This is a genomic window from Peribacillus sp. B-H-3 (assembly GCF_048572925.1).
GTDB lineage: Bacteria > Bacillota > Bacilli > Bacillales > DSM-1321 > Peribacillus.
The window spans coordinates 1688627-1706593 of the sequence record NZ_CP183879.1 but is presented as its reverse complement, the minus strand read 5'-3'; the positions used below and the strand labels follow the sequence as shown (position 1 = coordinate 1706593).

Below are 17967 nucleotides of genomic sequence, written 5' to 3'. Positions count from 1 at the left end.
AATAAATATGATATTGCCCATAATCTGGTCCGGTGCTGAGAGACCACCATTTATAATCTTTCAGCATGGATATTAAAAGTAAAAAACACACTGCCTCAGCTGCGGACAATGTGTTTTAACTATGTTATTGATATCAGCAGATATAAATTAATGGCTTTGGAGCTCCTGCACTATGGCAGCTGCTTTTTCTTTGAACATCTGTGCTAAGTATTCCGCTGCAGTCAGGTACAAAAGGCCATTTCCCTCTACTTTTGGGGAATTGCCGAGAGGTACAGTTCTTTTGATTAATTGTGCGTACAACTCAGGCACCGTCAGTTTTCTTTCAAAGCTTTTATTTGCATAATCCTTAACGAGTGCCATTGCCCCTGACACATGCGGAGTAGCCATAGAGGTTCCGCTGAGTGTGGCATACTTCCCATCCTTATAGGTGGATAGTATTTCCTCCCCAGGGGCCACTAGGTCGATTTCATTGTTGGAGTTTGAAAAATCCGAAGAGCGCCGTTCAAGGTTTACTGCTCCGACACTGATTACTTCGTTGTAGCATCCGGGATAATCCAGTTCGTCTGTTACATCTTTTCCGTCTCCATCATTCCCTGCTGCACACACAACCAGGATATTATTATCCACTGCCTTTTTTATGGCATCATGCAATTCAGGAAGATCTTCAGGCCCTCCCAGGCTCATGGAAATAATGTCTGCTTTTTGTTCAATCGCATAGTGAATGCCATTTATGATCCATTCGTATTGGCCCGATCCATTTTTATCGAGAACTTTAACAATCAGCAATTTGGCACCTGGAGCGACCCCGACGACCCCTGCGTTATTTTCAGCGGCAGCCATCGTGCCTGCCACATGTGTTCCATGGCCATTATAATCTTTGTAAATATCAGGATTGCTTTGATCATCCCCGGTAAAATTCTTTCCGCCAATAATCTGCTCTTTTAAATCAGGATGGGTGATGTCGCATCCAGTATCTAAAATGGCAATGGTTATCCCGCCGCCCTTTGTCTTATCCCATACTTTAGGGGCCTGGATAAGCTCCACACCTTTTGGAATCTCAGAGGCTGTTTCGGTCTCCGCAATCACCTGATATGGATATAAACGCATTTTTCTCTCCATCTACATTCCCTCCCGGATAAAGTAAAATTGAAGGCAATTCCTGATGCAAGACTATTTTAACAATTCAGTAAATGACAAAACAGCTACCTTTGGAGGATTTTTCATAGAAAAGTATGTGAGTTGAACAGCAAATGGCCTGTGCAGGTGATGGATTGTTTCTGATAATCTGTTTTTAATCCGCCATTAGCAGCATATTCCCTTCCCTTCCTCAGGCTGGTTTCGATCTGAACATAGAGGCCATAAATATATGGTTTTATTGCTTGTCACCTTTAGCAGGTCAAGGGTAAATAGATTGCCTGAAGAAAAGTCCGTGCTTTAAGCCTCCATAATAAAGGAGCCGTTCCCATGGAATCGGCTCCTTTATTGTTTATGTTTATTCTATAGCCTGAACGGGGTTATTTTTGAGTGACTTTACGTAAAGCAAACTAAACACAAAGCTGAGCACACCCGCTGCGGTTAATATGATTCCTAATATCTCCATGTGTCCCGCCGTTATTTCTTTCCCAAATACAAGACCAAGCACAACAGAAGAAAATATGGACCCTAAATATCTGCAGGTCTGAAAAAGCCCTGAAGCCGTTCCAACAAGCTCACGGGGACTTGCTTCAAGCATCGCTGCCTGAAGAGCAACATTTCCAAGCCCATAACTGATTCCCAGCAGGGACAAAATCAAGCCCATAATTATAACAGGGACATGTATAAAGAAGATACTCATGATAACGGCTCCAAGCACCATTAAAACAGCACCTGTCACAATAGGCTGCTTGGCTCCTGACTTGTCGGCCCATTTCCCTGTAATGGGAGAAATGAAAATGCTGACTCCTGCCATGAAAAGCATCAGCAGTCCGCTTTTTTGCACACTGAAATGCATTTCATCCTGAAAATAGCTTGGCAGGCCAAAGAATAGGCAATAGTTAAAAACATTCAGCAAAATATACTGTAAATACACCCATGAAAGATCAGGATGTGACTTAAAGATCCTGATATTAATAAAAGGATCTTTTACCCTTAACTCTCTCCAGACAAATAATAAAATAAAAGCAAGGCCTGCAGCTCCTGCGCCGTAATGAACCGAGGTTCCAAGTGACAGCAGAAACCATAATAAACAAATAAGACCTGCTGAAAACAGAAGAATGCCCCAAATATCTAAAAGATGAAGAATTTCCTTAAAAGAAGTCCGTTCTTTTTTAGAATCATCGGGAAACAGTTTCCATCCCAGCACAAAGCTGATGACGATAAAAGGAAAATTGACTAAAAAGATGGCTGGCCATCCCCCCCACACAATCAGAAATCCGCCCGCAGTCGGGCCAATGGCTGTCATTGCGGAAGCAAAAATAGACAATACTGCTAATGCAGAGGCTTGCCGTTCCTGAATGTTGTTTCTCAAAAGCGCCATCCCAGAAGGATAAATCGCACTGCTTCCGACAGATTGAAAAAGCCTCAATAATAGCAAAACCATAAAGGTTGGAGCAAATGGGGCGCCAATAGCCGAAACAGCTACCAACAGCAGCCCGAATAAGAAGATTTTCTTTCTGCCGGCCAAATCTCCCAGTTTGCCTGTTATGGGCTGTGCAACAGCACTTGCCAGATAAAAGGAAGATATCAGCCAGGATACCGTACTGAAAGTGAGATGAAAATCCTTTTGTATACTGTGAAGGGCCAATGAAATCATCGATGAATTCAGCGGATTGAGCATGGTGCCTGTTGCCACTGCTGTCAGAAACAGAAAGCGGCCATTTTTGCCGCCGCGCATCATTTCACCTGTGACAGAAATTCTTCAGTCGTACGAAGCTGCCCGATCCGGGGGAAAATATATGTCAGTGATGCTTCGTGTTCTTCCTTTGTGAAGGTAGTCATGGCATCTGTTATGAAGATTTGATTATAGCCATGCTGGAATGCTTCCCTTGCTGTACTTTCCACTCCAATATTAGTAGCAATCCCGCAGAGAACAATCGTATCGATTCCTCTTCTTCTAAGCTGGATATCCAAATCAGTTCCGAAAAATGCACCCCACTGGCGTTTGGTTACAATATGATCATTTGGACCAACCTCCATTGATGGGTCAAATTCCGCCCAATCAGATGGCCGTTCCATGGCTCCTGAAGCAGCCTGATCTGTTTTAGGAACTAGAGCGTCCTTTCCATCAAGAAAATCCACCCGCACAAAGCTGATAAAACCTTGATTTTCCCTGAACTTATCGATTAACTTTTTTGATTGTACAACAACTTCACTTCCGCCGGGCAAACCCGTAATTCCTTTTTGCAGGTCGATAATAACTAGTGCTGTCTTTTTAAAGTCTAACTGTAATGATTGCATTGTGTACCTCCAGATGTTTTTAATTTTGTTCGAGCTTTTTCCTGTCTGCAATTTTTCTGTTTAATCGTGTCAGCAGCTCAGCAAAAATATCTTTTTCTTCAGAAGTCCATTCAAATAAAATCTCCTGGTAAGCCTCTTTCCGGTCTTGTTTCGCAGCAAGAAGTGCCTCTTTTCCGCTTTCTGTGATGGATAATGCGCTGACTCTTGCATCTTTTTCGTCTTTTCCTCTTATTACAAATCCCTTATTTTCAAGCGGTGCAACCTGTCTGCTGACTGTTGAAATGTCCAGCTGCAGCAGGAGTGAAAGAGCACGAAATGATGCAGGCCCGTTCTGCATAAGTCCGTGGAGCAAGATATATCCCGAACGGTCCAGGCTGTCTTTTTTTCCATCTAAAGTTCGCTTAAAGTCTGCCCTGCGAAGAAGCATGGCAATTTCATGCTCAATAACCTCCAAAGATTCTTTCCCGGTATTACTTCCATTGTTTCCACTCATTTGTTATCTCCTTATCCGGAGTTTTTCATACGATTGTATTATACAACCATTCATTTGTATGATACAACTATTTAATAACAAAGATAAGGAGCCTAGTAGGAAAGGCTCCTTAAGGATGGTTTTATTCTTGCACAGCAGCTATAACGAAAAGCAGTTCCCCGTTAATCCTTTTGGTAAAGGCCATTTTCCATAATATATTGATAGCATGCTTCAGGCATGAGATATCGGGGTTCCCCGCCCATGGAAAATTCATCGCGGATATATGAGGAGGAAATCTCCATGGATAACCCCTTATCAATTAAATGAAAGGTACTGCCATTATCGTAATTTCTTAGCAGCGGACTTTTTGATATGACTTTGAGCATATCGATGCCGTCCCTGGCCATAACAATAAATTTATGGTTGGCGATCAGTTCTTCTCTATGCTTCCACCGTTTATAAACAGGAACCTCCTGATCATCGATATCCTGTAATAAGTCTGCTCCCATGATGAAGAAAATGTCATCTTTTGGGTAATGCTTTTTAAAATATTCCATCGTGTAAAAGGTGTATTGTTTCCCTGTTCCCGCATGTTCATTAATTTCATAATCGCTCGCTTCAAATATCGGGTTATCTTTAATCCCCAGCTGCAGCATATTCCACCTGTGTTCATTGTCCGTTTTCATTTCTTTATCAGCTCTCCGGCTTGAGCAAGGCAGAAAAACCACTTTATCCAGCTTCGCACGGTGAGCAATTGTTGATGCCGTCCACAGATGAACATTCGTTATTGGATCAAAGGATGACCCGTAAATGCCGATTTTTGCCATCATGCCGCTCCTCCCCGAACAAATCTCCTAAGCCTTTTATCTGCCCGTATTTATTTTTTCTTCGATTTTCTGCTTTACTTCTTCAATATTTTTCATTTTGTTCTCCCAGCATTTCAGGCTCAAATCTACCGGATATTTCTCCGGGTGCAGAGCACGTTTGTATTCTTCCCATAAAAACTGGAGATTTTCTTCCAAAGACTTTTGGATATCAGCCAATTGAGGCTCCTCGTAAACCAATTCACCATCTGCAAAGATGGGGTGGTGAAGCTCGATGGCGTCAAAATTCGTAACAAACTTGCTTATATAGGTATGGACCGGATCAAACATCTTCAGTCTTTCTTCTTCTGAAGGATTTTCATCGTCCATGGCTATATAATCTCCTTCAGATTTCCCGCTGCTTTTATTAACAATCCGGTACACTCTTTTTAGCCCTGGAGTGGATACTTTTTCCGGATTCCCTGATATTTTTATTGTATCAAGCATTTCACCGTTTTCAGCTTCAATGGATACAAGCTTATACACGGCTCCCAATGCAGCCTGGTCATATGCCGTAATCAATTTCGTGCCTATTCCCCAGATATCGATTGCTGCTCCCTGGGCTTTTAAGTTGATGATCGTGTATTCATCCAGATCATTCGATGCGCTAATTTTTGTATTTTTAAATCCTGCTTCATCAAGCATTCTTCTCGCTTCTTTTGATAAATAAGCCAAATCGCCGCTGTCCAGTCTGATGCCAATAAAGTTGATTTGATCTCCGAGCTCTTTTGCAACAGCAATCGCAGCTGGGACACCGGATCTTAATGTGTCATATGTATCCACAAGGAACACACAATCTTTATGCCTTTCTGCATATTTTCTGAAAGCGGTATATTCATCACGATAGGCCTGCACCAATGCGTGGGCATGAGTGCCTGACACAGGTATGCCGAACAATTTCCCAGCCCTTACATTGCTTGTAGAAGAAAAGCCCCCAATATAGGCAGCCCTTGTACCCCAAATCGCCGCATCCATCTCCTGCGCGCGCCTGGTGCCAAATTCCATCGCTGTCTGATCTCCAACCACCTGCTTAATTCTTGAAGCTTTTGTGGCTATTAATGTCTGGTAATTTATGATATTGAGCAAAGCCGTTTCAATGAGCTGGGCCTGTGCAAGCGGCGCCTCCACCCTCATCAGCGGCACATTGCCAAATACAACTTCGCCTTCGCGCATCGACTTGACAGATCCTGTGAAGGTCAGATCTTTCAAATACGAAAGAAAATCCTCCTTATATCCCAAATCCCGCAAATACCGGATGTCACTGTCACTGAATTTAAAATTCTTTAAATAGCTTATTGCCTTTTCAAGACCGGCAAAAACGGCATAGCCGTTGCCAAAGGGAAGCTTCCGGAAAAACAGTTCAAAAACCGCCTTTTTATCGTGAATACCGTCATTCCAGTATGTTTCAGCCATATTAATCTGATATAAATCGGTATGCAAAGCCAAACTATCATCACTATACAAATTGTTCATAGCAGTCCCTCCGGATTAGATAATTTTTGCGCCTAGAGAATGTTCGAAATGATCAAGTGCCCATACATGGCCCTTTTGATTAAAGCTCGCCACAGCTTCTTTATGGATAATAATAGTATAACCCCGATTGTATGCATCTATCGCTGTATGAAGGACACAGATATCCGTACAAACTCCAACTAAATGAAGCTCCGTAATTTCCCGTGCCCTAAGCTTTAAATCAAGATCTGTCCCTGCGAAAGCCGAATACCTGGTTTTATCCATATAATAAAGGTTTTCAGCATCCCTGTTCCTTTTATACAGATCATTTAAACTTCCAAACAGCTCCCTGCCCTTTGTTCCTTCAAGGTTATGAGGCGGAAATAGCTTTGTTTCCGGATGGAGCTCGTCATTTTCCCTGTGAAGATCAATAGCCAAAACGACAAAATCTCCATTTGCCAGAAACTCTTCTGTCAGCGCAGAAATTTTCTGTTCAATCTTCTCAGCTGGTTCCCCGGCAGGAAGCGCCCCATTTACAAAGTCAATTGTATAATCAATATTTATCAATGCTCTTTTTGCCATCAATTTATCTCCCCTTGACCGAACTTATTTGTAAATGCTTTTTACTGGTTCATAATCATTAAAGCGGTAAAGCTTTGTTTTATATTTTGAATTTCTTTGAGTGGTTTTGCTGCTTCCATCCTGGTTGATCACATTTTCTATAAAAGGAAGCTTTGGAGCCTTTCTCCAGAAAAACGGCTCTGACTTAACCACTTCATCCAGGACGTCCTCTGCTGCACATAAAAGAACGCTGCGCAATTCTGATAATGTAAATTCTTCCTGCAAAAACCTGCCTGCCAAAGTGGTCTGCACCATATCGAGCTTGATGCGGCTTAGGGCATCCTCAATAACCTGTTTGTGATCAAAGGCTAGCGGAAGCTTTAAAGCTTCTTCCACATCAAACAAATTGACCTCAGCTGCATCATCTCCTGCTTTTCGATTGCTGAGGAGATGCTCAGGGAGGGCTGCATAATGGGCATTTGTTATCATCCAGCCCCGCGGGTCGCGTCCTTCCTTGTCATAAACCGCATAATGTTTTAAATGAAGATGCAATACACCGGTTTCTTCAGCAAGCTCCCTTGCAGCAGCTTCCAATGCTGTTTCATCAGGGTTCACAAAGCCTCCGGGCAGCGCCCATTTCCCGCCTTCAATATTCGGTTTTCCTTCATTATTTGTAAGCGCCCTTTTAATAAGCATAATTTTAAGTTTGCGCCCATACTCTGCATGTTCATCACTTGCAATAGTAAAGATGGCGATGTCGCTTGTGTAGCCATCAGGTGTGCGGTACTTTTTCACATCATATTCCTTTAATGCATCAGCATGGTGAATATATTCTTTATCCATTTATTACGGCATCTCCAAACGTCTAATATTAATGATTAACTAATTGTTAATCGTATTATATACCATGCTGCCAAAATCAGCAATCCTTAAAATTAATTATTCTGATTTTTAATTCAATTTTCCTGCTCTACATTCAGCATAGTGCAAAAACCAACACTGGACTTTAAAAGCCCGAATATAAAAAAGCGGCTATAACCCTTTATTAAAGAGTTATAGCCATTTTACCGGGTTCTAAATCCTGACAGGTAAATCTCCTTCATTCTTCTTGTTATGTGCTTTTTGAGTCTTTATTCCCGTTAAATACGTTTGTATGATTACATCAAGCGTTGTATTGACTTTAAGCGGCAGGCCGAATCCTCCCAATTGTTCAAGTGATGCAAAACCATGAAGAATACTCCGAAGTCCCCTTACCATATGCAGCGCCTGGTCTTCATCCAATTCCAGGTAAGACATTTTTTCGAGAATCAGTTCAACCAGGCTGCTGCCCGCTTTTTGATATTCTAAATCGTTTACATCTGGAGCCTGAAGTGTGGATTGATATAAACCTGGTTTTTGCCTGGCGAAATTTACGTAAGCCCTGGCGATGCTTGTAACTGACTCATCACCGCTTTTACCTTTTGCAGCCTCCGAGACATCTGCATAAAGGTGACGGAGAGCGTGAATGGCCATTTTATTCTGCAGGCTTTTTAAGCTTGCGATATGGTTATATAGCGAAGGTGTCTTTACTCCAAGCCTTCTTGCCAGTGTAGCCATCGTGACATTCTCCGTGCCTTTTTTTTCAGCAAGTTCGACTGCTGCCAAAATAACGGAGCTTTCGTCAAGCCCTGCTCGTGGTGACATATACATTCTCCTTTCAGTGTTTCCGTGCAGCTTCTATGGCCCGCCTCATGGCTACAGCCGGTGCCGGCAAAAACCTGCCATGCCCTACGGCAAGTATTGCAGGATCATAGGCTGTTAGTTTCTCTGCACTTTCAATCGAAACCTGTTTATTCCACGTCCCCATGGCAGGAAACGGGAACAATGGACGTACCTTGCCAGATACTGCTATACCGCCTCTTATCTGAAGAGCATCTCCTGCTATTAATGTCCTGTTTCTGGTATCCAGGAAAGACATGGAACCAGGGGTATGGCCTGGTGTTGAAATACAAAGCAGCGATCCCGCCCTGTCTCCATCCTTTAATGTAAAGTCTTCGCGGGTTTTCAGGCTTTTCGGAACCCCGCCGCGAATCGGTGTATCCGGCTCAGTTTTATCAAGCGAAACATCTCCTCTAAGCAGCCGGGCATCCCGTTCAGAAATATAAACGGGAACATCTTGTAATGTCTGTTTTAAGTTATCGAGTGCACCGACATGATCGCCATGTGCATGTGTTAAAAGAATGCGGGTAATCGGCTTTCCTATTTTACCCGCAGCCTCGAGAATCGCTTTTGCACTGTACGGCAGTGCTGCATCAATTAAAGTAAGCCCATCCTCTTCCTCAACAAGGTAGCAGTTTACAGGAAAAACTCCCGGCAGAAATGTGAGCTGATACAAGGACTGCATGTGAGTCATTTTCATTAATATCCCCCCAAATTAATAAAACTAATGCCATTAGTTTAATGATAACTAATAGCATTAGTTTTTTCAATGACTTTCCACATTTTTTGGTATCAGTGTAAATATAAAAGTCCCAAAATCTGCAGTTATGCTGCCAGTATTACATTCGCCCTGAAATTTTTTGCTTTCTTTTATTTACGCCCTCAAATATGGATAAATTCACCTTTAATGGTACTATTATTATTGGAGCGTATTCAGCAAAAAGCAGACATCAAGATTTCAATTTAAACAATGGTGGTGGAATTTTATGGAGTTTATGATTGAAAAGCTAAGGGGGTTCAGCCCCCAATTAGGGCATCTTGTCTCACAAATGAACTATGCAAGAAAAACAACTTTAGAAGCTGTTTATGGATTAACTACCTCAGAATTAGACTTTTTACCGATCAAGAATGGTAATAGTATCGGAGGACTTTTATTACATATGGCCGCTGTTGAAAAGGGATTTCAAATTGAGATTTTTGAGGGCAGAAAGCCGAATGAACAAGAGATGGAAGAATGGGGTGCACCATACAGCCTCGGAGAACAAGGCAGAAACTGCATTAAAGGAAATACCTTAGAATACTATATTGCTAAACTTGAGGAAGTTAGAAATAGAACGTTGAGGGAATTTACTGAACTAAATGATAATTGGCTGTATGAAAATAGACTATGGGATAACCACCCCTCTAATAACTATTTTATCTGGTTTCACGTATTTGAAGATGAAATTAATCATAGAGGCCAAATAAGATTCATTAGAAAAATGCTGCCTCAAAATGAATAACTTTACCTGCAGCAGTTTACACATCTTTTTCACACAAAAAAGAGCCTGCGTTCCATTCAGAACACAAGCCCTTCTCTGCAGAAATATTAACGATTGATTAATCAGTGATTATGGGAGTGAGCATTTCCATCTTTTGAAGGATTGGTAATTTCAAAACCTTCCTGAGGGACATAAAAGTACTTAATCCAGACGCCATCAAGAAATTCTTCGCGGCTGTCCAAAAGAATGTCGATATCTTTGTCGGTTTTAACGATTTCATCATGCTCTTTTGGCGTATCAAGCTCGATGTCATAGTGTGCATGGTCGCCGTGCATATGAGAAATCACGACACGGATCATTTTTCCGCCTTCTGCTTCCTTGCTCGCAAGAATTGTATTTAATACTTTAGCTGCATTACGGTTAATTTTAACGTTCATAAGTACACCGCTTTCTTAATAAGTAATATCCGTCCTTAAAAGGCCGCTTCTTTTTTTATACTCCTTCTATTATAGGATGTCTATTTTTTTGCCTGTTATTAGACCAATCCGGCATCATTTATCTTTTTGTCAATTCAACAGGCTGTTTTTGTAAACTTTGCTGCTATGGAACAAGGTGGTTGATTTAACAATAGGATCGCCTCCCAAAACTCATTAAAAGACAACAATCTTTAAGAAAAGAGCCATTCAAAAAAAGATTTTCAAATATGTTTCTGCCAAGTTATTTAGGGGAAAAGATGTATCAAAAAAGGAGAATGATATTTTATGGGAGAGATCATGAAAAATAAAGTGGCGCTAATTACAGGCGCAAGTTCTGGAATCGGCAGGGCAGCTGCATTGAAGCTTGCCGAAAATGGGGCAAAAATCATCCTGGTGGATATAAAAGAAGACAATGCTGTAGAAGTAAAAAAAGAGGTTGAAGCGCTAGGAGCAGAAGCAATTATTATCGAAGCGGATGTTTCCGTGCCAGAGCAGATGGAACATGCTTTCCACCGCACTAGCGAGGAATTTGGAACAATTGACTTTGTATTTGCGAATGCCGGCATCAATGGCGTCATCGCCCCTATTGAAGATATTACGGCAGAGGATTTCGATACAACGATACATACCAATTTGAGAGGAACTTTCCTTACCCTTAAATATGCCATTCCTTATATGAAGGAAAACGGGGGAAGTATCGCGATCACAAGCTCTATCAACGGAAACCGGACATTCCGCAACTTTGGCTTTTCTGCCTACAGCACATCAAAGGCAGGACAGGTTGCTTTTGGAAAAATGGCCGCCCTTGAATTGGCTAAATACAAAATACGGGTCAATATCATTTGTCCTGGAGCAATTGACACAAATATTGACAGCAATACGTTTCCTGAGGATGAAAGCCTCAAGAAAATCAAAATTCCGATTGAATACCCAGAAGGCAGCCAGCCACTGGAAAATAAGTCAGGCACTCCAGAGCAGGTGGGCGATTTAGTCCTTTTCCTTGCTTCCAGCATGTCTTCGCATATTACCGGCACAAAGGTATATATCGATGGTGCTGAATCTCTTCTATAAGCGGATTTATATGCACGAAAAAAGGAAGCTTCTCTTGAAGCTTCCTTTTTTCGTTATTTTTTGGTTACAAGCTTTAGCGGAGCAGGTATCATTTTCTCAACTTTTTTGCCTTTCAAGACATCTCTTCCGGCTTTCACCGCAAGCTGTCCGATCAGTACAGGCTGCTGAGCGACAGTCGCTTCCATCTTGCCTGCTTTGATGCTGTTTAATGCATCTTCATTTCCGTCAAAGCCAATGACCATAATATTTTTCCCTGAACTATTAATGGCCTCAATTGCACCCAAAGCCATTTCATCATTATGGGCGAATACCGCTTTTATGTCCGGATGTGCCTGAATCAGGTTTTCCATGACATTCAAGCCCTTGGTCCGGTCGAAGTCTGCTGACTGCTTTGCAGTGACTTTTAAGTTCTTATCAGCAATATTGTGGAAGCCTTTTCCTCTTTCACGAGTAGCTGAAGCCCCTGGTACACCTTCGAGTTCAGCTACTTTGGCATTTTCCCCAAGCTTTTCAACTAGATACTTTCCTGCCATTTCTCCGCCCTTAATATTATCGGAGGCAACAAGAGTTTTAACCTTTCCTTTATCAGCGGAACGGTCTAGTGTAATGACCGGGATGCCAATATTATTGGCAGACTGCACCGCTGCCGATATAGCAGCAGAGTCAGTCGGATTAATCAGCAATATGTCGGAGCCCTGCTGAATTAAATCCTCTACATCGCTCACCTGCTTGGCAGAGTCGTTTTGCGCATCGACTACCTTAACCTGCATGCCAAGCGCTTTTGCTTCTTTTATGACCCCATTCTTCAAATCAACGAAAAACGGGTTGTTTAATGTGGATACAGACAGACCTATTTTAACATCCTTAAGATTCTTTTTTTCAGCAGGCTTTGCCCAGCCTGGCGGTTCCAATGAGCAGGCACTTAAAAGCATAAGTGTTAAAGAAACAATCAAAACCAGTAATTTTTTCATAAAAGCCCCTCCTTATGCTGATTTCTTGCGGTCCAGTAATACCGCAATGATGATAACAATTCCTTTGACTACCATTTGATAGAAGGAAGATACACCAAGAAGATTCAAGCCGTTATTTAACGTTCCGATGATCAAGGCACCAATCAGTGTGCCGAATATCCTTCCCTTACCGCCTGACAGGCTTGTACCGCCCAATACAACCGCAGCGATTGCATCAAGCTCATAAGATGTACCTGCAGTGGGCTGCGCTGAATTCAGGCGTGAAGTCAGGATGGCTCCTGCCAACGCGGCAAGCATACCTGACAGGCCATAAATCATAACCTTAACACGCGGAACTTTTATTCCTGAAATCAAAGCGGCCTTTTCATTTCCTCCGATGGCATAGGTTTTCCGGCCAAAAGGAGTTTTTTGAAGGACGATGAATAAAACAGCAAATGCCAAAATCATGGTGATGGCCGGCACCGGGATGCCAAGGAAATATCCGCGGCCAAATAACTGAAACAAATAGTTATCTCCTAAGCCTGTAATCGGATTTCCGTCTGTATAAACAAGGGTTAGACCCCTGAAAGCTGTCATTGTTGCAAGAGTTGCGATAAATGGTGCCATTTTCCCTTTGGTAATAAGAATTCCGTTGACCATTCCCATAATTCCGCCAAGAACGCAGCCGATGATGATCGCAAGGATCGGATCAAGGCCCGCTACAATCATTCCTGCGCTTAATGAACTTGACAGCGCAAGGATGGCGCCGACGGAAAGGTCAATGCCGCCTGTAAGAATGACAAAGGTCATGCCAAAGGCGATTAGCGCATTGATGGCAACTTGCCTTAATAGATTAAGAATATTTAATGGTTCTAGAAAGCTCGGATTTAATATGGATACAATGATTAGCAGGATTAGCAATCCAAGCAGCGGCCCAAGCTTTTGAGTCATCGAAGAGACAAAATTGGGTCTAGCTGCTGCAGCACCTTCATTAATAGATTTCATCTCACTGGCCTCCTGTTGCGAATGTCATAATTTTTTCTTGCGTGGCTTCATTTTTAGATAATTCACCGGTAATTTTCCCTTCATGGACCACCAGGATCCGGTCACTCATGCCGAGAACTTCGGGCAGTTCAGAGGATACCATGATGATGGCTACTCCGCGTTCGGTCAGTTCATTGATGAGCTGATAAATTTCCCGCTTCGCTCCTACATCCACCCCTCTGGTAGGCTCGTCCAGGATAAGCAGCTTCGGTCCGATGCCGACCCATTTGGCGATTACCACTTTCTGCTGATTTCCCCCGGATAATGTTCCGGCACTATTTTCAGCGCTTTCTGTTTTGACAGTCAGCCGCTTAATCAGCATGTTAACGAAATCACTTTCATTTTTTCCATTAATGATTCCTTTAGGGGCAAAGCTGTAAAGAGAAGGCAAAACGACATTTTCCCTAATGGAAAAATCCAATATCAGCCCTTCATCTTTTCTGTCTTCCGTGATGAAGCCCATGCCAAGCTTAACTGCCTGATCTGGAGATTTGATCGCCGTTTTTTTGCCATTCATCCAGATTTCTCCGCCGTCAAGAGACTCAAGGCCGAAGATGGCACGCATGATTTCCGTCCGGCCCGCTCCCATCAACCCTGAGAAACCGACAACCTCTCCCGCACGGACTGTAAAACTGATATCACGGAATTGGCCATTTTTTGTTATGTTTTTCACCTGCAGAACGTCTTCGCCGGGTTTTGTTTGCCGTTCAGGAAAACGGTCTGTCAATTCCCGCCCCACCATCTTTCTCACAACTTCATCAAAATGGGTGTCCGGAATAGATTTTGTATCAACTGTCCTTCCATCACGCATAATGGTAATGCGGTCACAGATGGCGAATATTTCTTCCATTCTATGAGATATATAGACGATCGAAACTCCCTGGTTTTTAAGTGAAGCGATTACTTCAAAGAGCTTGCCGATTTCCCTTTCTGTAAGGGCTGCAGTCGGCTCATCCATGATAATGACCTTGCTGTCTGTCATTAAAGCTTTGGCAATTTCAATCATCTGCTGCTCACCGACCGAACAGCTTCCCGCTTCCTTATCTAGTGGAATGGACACAGCCAGTCTTTCAAACTGCTTTTGTGCGAGCGCTCTCATTTCCTTTATTTTTAAAAAGCCGAGCGGCGATTTCAGTTCCTTTCCGATGAACAGGTTGTCCAGAACCGTCATATCAGGCCAGACATTCATCTCCTGATGGATGAAGGTGATGCCGCTTTTCTCGGCTTCTTTCGGATTGGCAAAAAGCGTTTCCTTCCCGTCAATTTCAATGGTACCCCCATCAAGGGAGTGAAGGCCTGTAAGCAGATTCATAAGTGTTGATTTACCGGCTCCATTTTCACCCATTAAAGCATGCACTTCACCATGCTCCAATTCAAAATCGACTCCTGTTAAAACGCGGTTGGCTCCAAATGCTTTATAAATGTTCTTCATAGAAATCTGCATGTTATTCACCTCTTTTTTTAGAAAAATACACCAGAATGCAGGATGCAATTCGCATACGGAGTCATTTCGCCTGTTCGGATTACCGCCTTTGCCTGCTTAGTTTTTTGTTTAAATTCCTCGTGGGAAACCTGTTCCATCTCGATATCTCCAAAGGAGTTCTTTATAAATTCAAGGGTATCAGGATTACCTTCGGCGATTTCTTGTGCCAGCGTAATCTTTTCGATCACCATATCATCTGAAACGGCTTTGACAGTTTCTATAAAAGAAGGCGTTCCCGGCACGAGGGCCAGGTCGATCCTCAAAACACCCTCAGGTATAGGAAGGCCCGCATCAGCGATTACGATTGTATCTGTATGCCCCAGGTCTGAAAGGACCTTTGAAATATGGCTGTTTAACATTCCATGCCGCTTCATTTTATAGACTCCTCTCTACTTCAGCTCTTGTTGGCATTCCGCCCTGGGCACCAAATTTTGTAACAGAAAGCGATGCCGCTCTGTTAGCAAACTGTATGCTTTGTTCCATACTCTTTCCTTCTGCAAGTGCAACAGCAAAGGCTGCATTGAATGTATCTCCTGCACCTGTAGTGTCTACAGCTTCTACTTTATAAGAAGGAACAAGCTTTTCCTTTTCTCCATCATGATAGCGCACACCGTTTTTCCCCTCTGTAATCAGGAGCTTATTCGGAAACTTTTCCAAGCTTGTGTGCATATCGATCCCTTCAAAAAGAACCGATGCCTCAAGCTCGTTGGGAGTCAGATAGGCTGCCTTTTTTATCACTTCCTTGCTGATTGGCCTGGACGGAGCGGGATTCAGTAAAAGAGGAACACCGCTTTCAAAGCAAAGTCCGCTGACATATTCAACCGTTTCTTCAGGAATTTCCTGCTGAATCAGCACGATATCAGAGTGTTTGATTACATCTGCCGCCTTTTCAACATATTCCGGCGTCACAAAGTCATTGGCGCCCTTCACAACGATAATGCTGTTGTCTCCATCGGCAAGAGTAATATGAGCTGTGCCGCTTTCAGTATCTGTAACCGGTTCCACATAATCCACATGAACATTGTTGTTTTTTAAGTTTCCAAGGATTTCTGCTCCAAATGCATCATCCCCGACACTGCCGATCATGTGCACGTCTGCTCCAAGTCTTGCTGCAGCAACCGCCTGATTAGCTCCCTTTCCTCCGGGAACCGTTTTAAATGAATGTCCTAAAATCGTTTCTCCTGCTTCTGGTCGTTTAGGGGCAGTGACCACCAAGTCCATGGATGCACTGCCAATTACCGTAATTTTAGCCATTGTCATCAACCTTTCTCGTTGTTTGCCTTTCAATGAAGCTGACAGGAAGCTGGATGTTCTTCTCAGCTACATGCTCATTATTGATTAGCCGAATCAGAAGCTTTGCCGCTTCTTTTCCCATTTCATATGCAGGCTGCCTGATCGTTGACAGAGGAGGAAACAGCAGGCTCGAAAGCGGAATATCATCAAATCCGATAATTTGAAGATCTTCCGGAATTGCTTTTCCAATCCTCAATGCTTCGTGCAAGATTGCAGCAGCTGCTGCATCATTGCTGGCGATAACACCATCTGTATCCGGGAAGTCCTTAAAAAGGATTTTGGCCGATTTCTCTCCTTCTGCAAAAGAAAAAGATGAGGTGGCCATCACATTAAAGTTCACATCTGAAACACAAAGCTCCTCGATGGCTCCCTTAAATCTGTCCTGCGCCGTCTGCAGTTCACCTGGCCCTTTAAGCAGGGTGATTCTTTTGCAGCCCCTTTTCACCATTTCCCTTGCGGCAATTTTCCCGCCTTCCATTCCATTGGCAAAAACCGATGGATGGTCGTTCGATGTTCTGTCGAGGAACACAACCGGCAGGGAGAGATTATTATAATGATCTCTTTTCGTATGGTTCGTGGCCGAGATGATACCGATTACATTATTCTGTATAAAGGTGTCGATATAATCAAGCTCTTTGCTCGGCTTTTCATCTGCATTTCCGATAATCAGCCGAAAGTCCTTGGCCTGCATCTCATCTTCTACTCCCCTGGCAAGTTCAGGAAAAAACGGATTTCGGATATCCGGAAGCAGCAAACCTATTAATCTGGACTTTTTTTTATATAGTGATCTCGCAACTTCATTCGGTTTATAATTTAACTCACGTATTGCTTCATTTACCAAAACTCTAGTATCTTCATGCACATATCCGTTATTATTCAAAACTCTCGAAACTGTCGCTACTGAAACACCCGCTTCACGGGCCACATCCTTAATCGTAGCCAGAAATCTCACCTCAAATATGTAACCGATTACACATAGAGTATCATACTCTTTTTTATTTTACAACAGATAAGTTGCATCTTAGAAAAAAACTCCCAGCGAACCTGTTACAACATTTAGATCTGTACATGCAATAATAGCCGTATCAATCGTTTGAGCCAATTTTGAATGAAGTTCATCCCATAATTGACGGGCCTTATCGATTTGACCTTGTTTAATCTGTATTATTATTTCATTCACGCAGGTTTGCCAACTATCGTCATGTAAAAACTCATAGCCTTCTCTGATTAAAGCTTCTTGAAATATTGCAGACTAAACTGTTGGGGAAGTAGCTAAAAGGGCTACCTTTTTTGAGTTGTTTGGTATCTTCTTTATTGTTTCATCGACCATATTTAATAAAGGCACTGACACCAACTTTTTTAGCTGATTAAAATATATATGTGCGGTATTATATGGAATTGCAATAAAATCAACACCTGTTTTTTCAAGTTTTCTGACCCCCTCGATAATTGCCATTTCCATGTCCGCATGATTGAGAGGTTTATCCATGTAAAAAGGCATCGGACATGAATAAATCATCTTGTGCGGGAAATCAATGTCATTGACAGCTCCATATCAATCCCTCTGTTACTAATTATTATTTTTAAAGTCGTTTATATTTTAAGTAAACCCTAAATCTGCTGTATTCGTAAATCGCAGCTATGGAACAGGGGGCGATTTACGCTCTAGGATGCTCGCTCCAATAAAT

Annotated in this window: 19 protein-coding genes and 1 pseudogene; 2 read left to right on the top strand and 18 right to left on the bottom strand. The window is 42.5% G+C overall.

What is annotated here, in order from left to right:
- Positions 1-147: 147 nt before the first annotated feature.
- From ACN6MY_RS08450 to ACN6MY_RS08405, 10 genes are all read right to left on the bottom strand, one after another.
- Positions 148-1119, bottom strand: coding sequence for a S8 family peptidase (locus ACN6MY_RS08450; RefSeq protein ID WP_419883559.1), 972 nt, complete (start codon positions 1117-1119; stop codon positions 148-150).
- A 373-nt stretch (positions 1120-1492) separates the two neighbouring features.
- On the bottom strand, positions 1493-2872 hold the full coding sequence (locus tag ACN6MY_RS08445; RefSeq protein ID WP_419884111.1) for an MFS transporter: 1380 nt from the start codon (positions 2870-2872) through the stop codon (positions 1493-1495).
- The gene (locus ACN6MY_RS08440) at positions 2872-3435 is read right to left on the bottom strand and encodes an isochorismatase family protein (protein WP_419883558.1); all 564 of its coding nucleotides are present in this window, start codon (positions 3433-3435) and stop codon (positions 2872-2874) included. The genes ACN6MY_RS08445 and ACN6MY_RS08440 overlap by 1 nt, the downstream gene beginning before the upstream one ends.
- Positions 3436-3454: 19 nt before the next feature.
- Positions 3455-3928 carry a MarR family winged helix-turn-helix transcriptional regulator gene (locus ACN6MY_RS08435; RefSeq protein ID WP_419883557.1) on the bottom strand — a complete coding sequence of 158 codons (474 nt, stop codon included), beginning with the start codon at positions 3926-3928 and terminating at the stop codon, positions 3455-3457.
- A gap of 161 nt (positions 3929-4089) precedes the next feature.
- Positions 4090-4734 carry a nicotinate (nicotinamide) nucleotide adenylyltransferase gene (gene nadD, locus ACN6MY_RS08430; RefSeq protein WP_419884110.1) on the bottom strand — a complete coding sequence of 215 codons (645 nt, stop codon included), beginning with the start codon at positions 4732-4734 and terminating at the stop codon, positions 4090-4092.
- A gap of 36 nt (positions 4735-4770) precedes the next feature.
- Complete coding sequence (locus ACN6MY_RS08425; RefSeq protein ID WP_419883556.1) at positions 4771-6243, bottom strand: nicotinate phosphoribosyltransferase; 1473 nt, start codon at positions 6241-6243, stop codon at positions 4771-4773.
- A gap of 15 nt (positions 6244-6258) precedes the next feature.
- The gene (locus ACN6MY_RS08420; protein ID WP_419883555.1) at positions 6259-6804 is read right to left on the bottom strand and encodes a cysteine hydrolase family protein; all 546 of its coding nucleotides are present in this window, start codon (positions 6802-6804) and stop codon (positions 6259-6261) included.
- 24 nt (positions 6805-6828) lie between these two features.
- Complete coding sequence (locus ACN6MY_RS08415; RefSeq protein WP_419883554.1) at positions 6829-7626, bottom strand: NUDIX domain-containing protein; 798 nt, start codon at positions 7624-7626, stop codon at positions 6829-6831.
- Positions 7627-7857: 231 nt separating this feature from the next.
- Positions 7858-8466: a WHG domain-containing protein gene (locus ACN6MY_RS08410; protein WP_419883553.1), complete on the bottom strand. Its 609-nt coding sequence runs from the start codon at positions 8464-8466 to the stop codon at positions 7858-7860.
- Positions 8467-8479: 13 nt separating this feature from the next.
- Positions 8480-9181, bottom strand: a complete 702-nt coding sequence (locus tag ACN6MY_RS08405) for an MBL fold metallo-hydrolase (protein WP_419883552.1) — start codon at positions 9179-9181, stop codon at positions 8480-8482.
- A gap of 286 nt (positions 9182-9467) precedes the next feature.
- Between ACN6MY_RS08405 and ACN6MY_RS08400 the strand changes: the two genes are divergently transcribed.
- Positions 9468-9983 carry a DinB family protein gene (locus ACN6MY_RS08400; RefSeq protein ID WP_419883551.1) on the top strand — a complete coding sequence of 172 codons (516 nt, stop codon included), beginning with the start codon at positions 9468-9470 and terminating at the stop codon, positions 9981-9983.
- A gap of 101 nt (positions 9984-10084) precedes the next feature.
- Here ACN6MY_RS08400 and ACN6MY_RS08395 read toward each other — a convergent pair whose 3' ends face one another.
- Positions 10085-10399: an iron-sulfur cluster assembly accessory protein gene (locus ACN6MY_RS08395; RefSeq protein WP_419883550.1), complete on the bottom strand. Its 315-nt coding sequence runs from the start codon at positions 10397-10399 to the stop codon at positions 10085-10087.
- A gap of 324 nt (positions 10400-10723) precedes the next feature.
- Here ACN6MY_RS08395 and ACN6MY_RS08390 point away from each other — a divergent pair, with 324 nt between their 5' ends.
- Complete coding sequence (locus ACN6MY_RS08390; RefSeq protein ID WP_419883549.1) at positions 10724-11509, top strand: SDR family oxidoreductase; 786 nt, start codon at positions 10724-10726, stop codon at positions 11507-11509.
- Between the two features lie 53 nt (positions 11510-11562).
- Here ACN6MY_RS08390 and rbsB read toward each other — a convergent pair whose 3' ends face one another.
- The 7 genes and pseudogenes from rbsB to ACN6MY_RS08355 form a co-directional block, all read right to left on the bottom strand.
- Positions 11563-12480 carry a ribose ABC transporter substrate-binding protein RbsB gene (gene rbsB / locus ACN6MY_RS08385; protein ID WP_419883548.1) on the bottom strand — a complete coding sequence of 306 codons (918 nt, stop codon included), beginning with the start codon at positions 12478-12480 and terminating at the stop codon, positions 11563-11565.
- A 12-nt stretch (positions 12481-12492) separates the two neighbouring features.
- On the bottom strand, positions 12493-13464 hold the full coding sequence (rbsC, locus tag ACN6MY_RS08380; RefSeq protein WP_419883547.1) for a ribose ABC transporter permease RbsC: 972 nt from the start codon (positions 13462-13464) through the stop codon (positions 12493-12495).
- 1 nt (position 13465) lies between these two features.
- Positions 13466-14947: a sugar ABC transporter ATP-binding protein gene (locus ACN6MY_RS08375; RefSeq protein WP_419883546.1), complete on the bottom strand. Its 1482-nt coding sequence runs from the start codon at positions 14945-14947 to the stop codon at positions 13466-13468.
- Between the two features lie 17 nt (positions 14948-14964).
- A complete protein-coding gene (gene rbsD / locus ACN6MY_RS08370) occupies positions 14965-15360 on the bottom strand; it encodes a D-ribose pyranase (protein WP_419883545.1) in 396 nt (131 codons plus the stop codon).
- A 1-nt stretch (position 15361) separates the two neighbouring features.
- Positions 15362-16240, bottom strand: coding sequence for a ribokinase (gene rbsK / locus ACN6MY_RS08365; protein ID WP_419883544.1), 879 nt, complete (start codon positions 16238-16240; stop codon positions 15362-15364).
- On the bottom strand, positions 16233-17222 hold the full coding sequence (locus ACN6MY_RS08360; protein WP_419884109.1) for a LacI family DNA-binding transcriptional regulator: 990 nt from the start codon (positions 17220-17222) through the stop codon (positions 16233-16235). The genes rbsK and ACN6MY_RS08360 overlap by 8 nt, the downstream gene beginning before the upstream one ends.
- A 102-nt stretch (positions 17223-17324) precedes the next feature.
- Positions 17325-17834 (bottom strand): annotated as a pseudogene (locus ACN6MY_RS08355) (aspartate/glutamate racemase family protein); the annotation flags it as partial.
- Between the last annotated feature and the right edge of the window lie 133 nt (positions 17835-17967).

Bases quoted from the DNA above. Each gene is read 5' to 3' on its own strand.
- ACN6MY_RS08410 (WP_419883553.1), bottom strand. From the start codon at position 8,466: ATGTCACCACGAGCAGGGCTTGACGAAAGCTCCGTTATTTTGGCAGCA.
- ACN6MY_RS08435 (WP_419883557.1), bottom strand. From the start codon at position 3,928: ATGAGTGGAAACAATGGAAGTAATACCGGGAAAGAATCTTTGGAGGTT.
- ACN6MY_RS08450 (WP_419883559.1), bottom strand. From the start codon at position 1,119: ATGGAGAGAAAAATGCGTTTATATCCATATCAGGTGATTGCGGAGACC.
- rbsC (WP_419883547.1), bottom strand. From the start codon at position 13,464: ATGAAATCTATTAATGAAGGTGCTGCAGCAGCTAGACCCAATTTTGTC.
- ACN6MY_RS08390 (WP_419883549.1), top strand. From the start codon at position 10,724: ATGGGAGAGATCATGAAAAATAAAGTGGCGCTAATTACAGGCGCAAGT.
- ACN6MY_RS08395 (WP_419883550.1), bottom strand. From the start codon at position 10,399: ATGAACGTTAAAATTAACCGTAATGCAGCTAAAGTATTAAATACAATT.
- ACN6MY_RS08440 (WP_419883558.1), bottom strand. From the start codon at position 3,435: ATGCAATCATTACAGTTAGACTTTAAAAAGACAGCACTAGTTATTATC.
- ACN6MY_RS08405 (WP_419883552.1), bottom strand. From the start codon at position 9,181: ATGAAAATGACTCACATGCAGTCCTTGTATCAGCTCACATTTCTGCCG.
- ACN6MY_RS08445 (WP_419884111.1), bottom strand. From the start codon at position 2,872: ATGCGCGGCGGCAAAAATGGCCGCTTTCTGTTTCTGACAGCAGTGGCA.
- ACN6MY_RS08375 (WP_419883546.1), bottom strand. From the start codon at position 14,947: ATGCAGATTTCTATGAAGAACATTTATAAAGCATTTGGAGCCAACCGC.
- ACN6MY_RS08425 (WP_419883556.1), bottom strand. From the start codon at position 6,243: ATGAACAATTTGTATAGTGATGATAGTTTGGCTTTGCATACCGATTTA.
- rbsB (WP_419883548.1), bottom strand. From the start codon at position 12,480: ATGAAAAAATTACTGGTTTTGATTGTTTCTTTAACACTTATGCTTTTA.
- rbsD (WP_419883545.1), bottom strand. From the start codon at position 15,360: ATGAAGCGGCATGGAATGTTAAACAGCCATATTTCAAAGGTCCTTTCA.
- nadD (WP_419884110.1), bottom strand. From the start codon at position 4,734: ATGGCAAAAATCGGCATTTACGGGTCATCCTTTGATCCAATAACGAAT.
- rbsK (WP_419883544.1), bottom strand. From the start codon at position 16,240: ATGGCTAAAATTACGGTAATTGGCAGTGCATCCATGGACTTGGTGGTC.
- ACN6MY_RS08420 (WP_419883555.1), bottom strand. From the start codon at position 6,804: ATGGCAAAAAGAGCATTGATAAATATTGATTATACAATTGACTTTGTA.
- ACN6MY_RS08415 (WP_419883554.1), bottom strand. From the start codon at position 7,626: ATGGATAAAGAATATATTCACCATGCTGATGCATTAAAGGAATATGAT.
- ACN6MY_RS08400 (WP_419883551.1), top strand. From the start codon at position 9,468: ATGGAGTTTATGATTGAAAAGCTAAGGGGGTTCAGCCCCCAATTAGGG.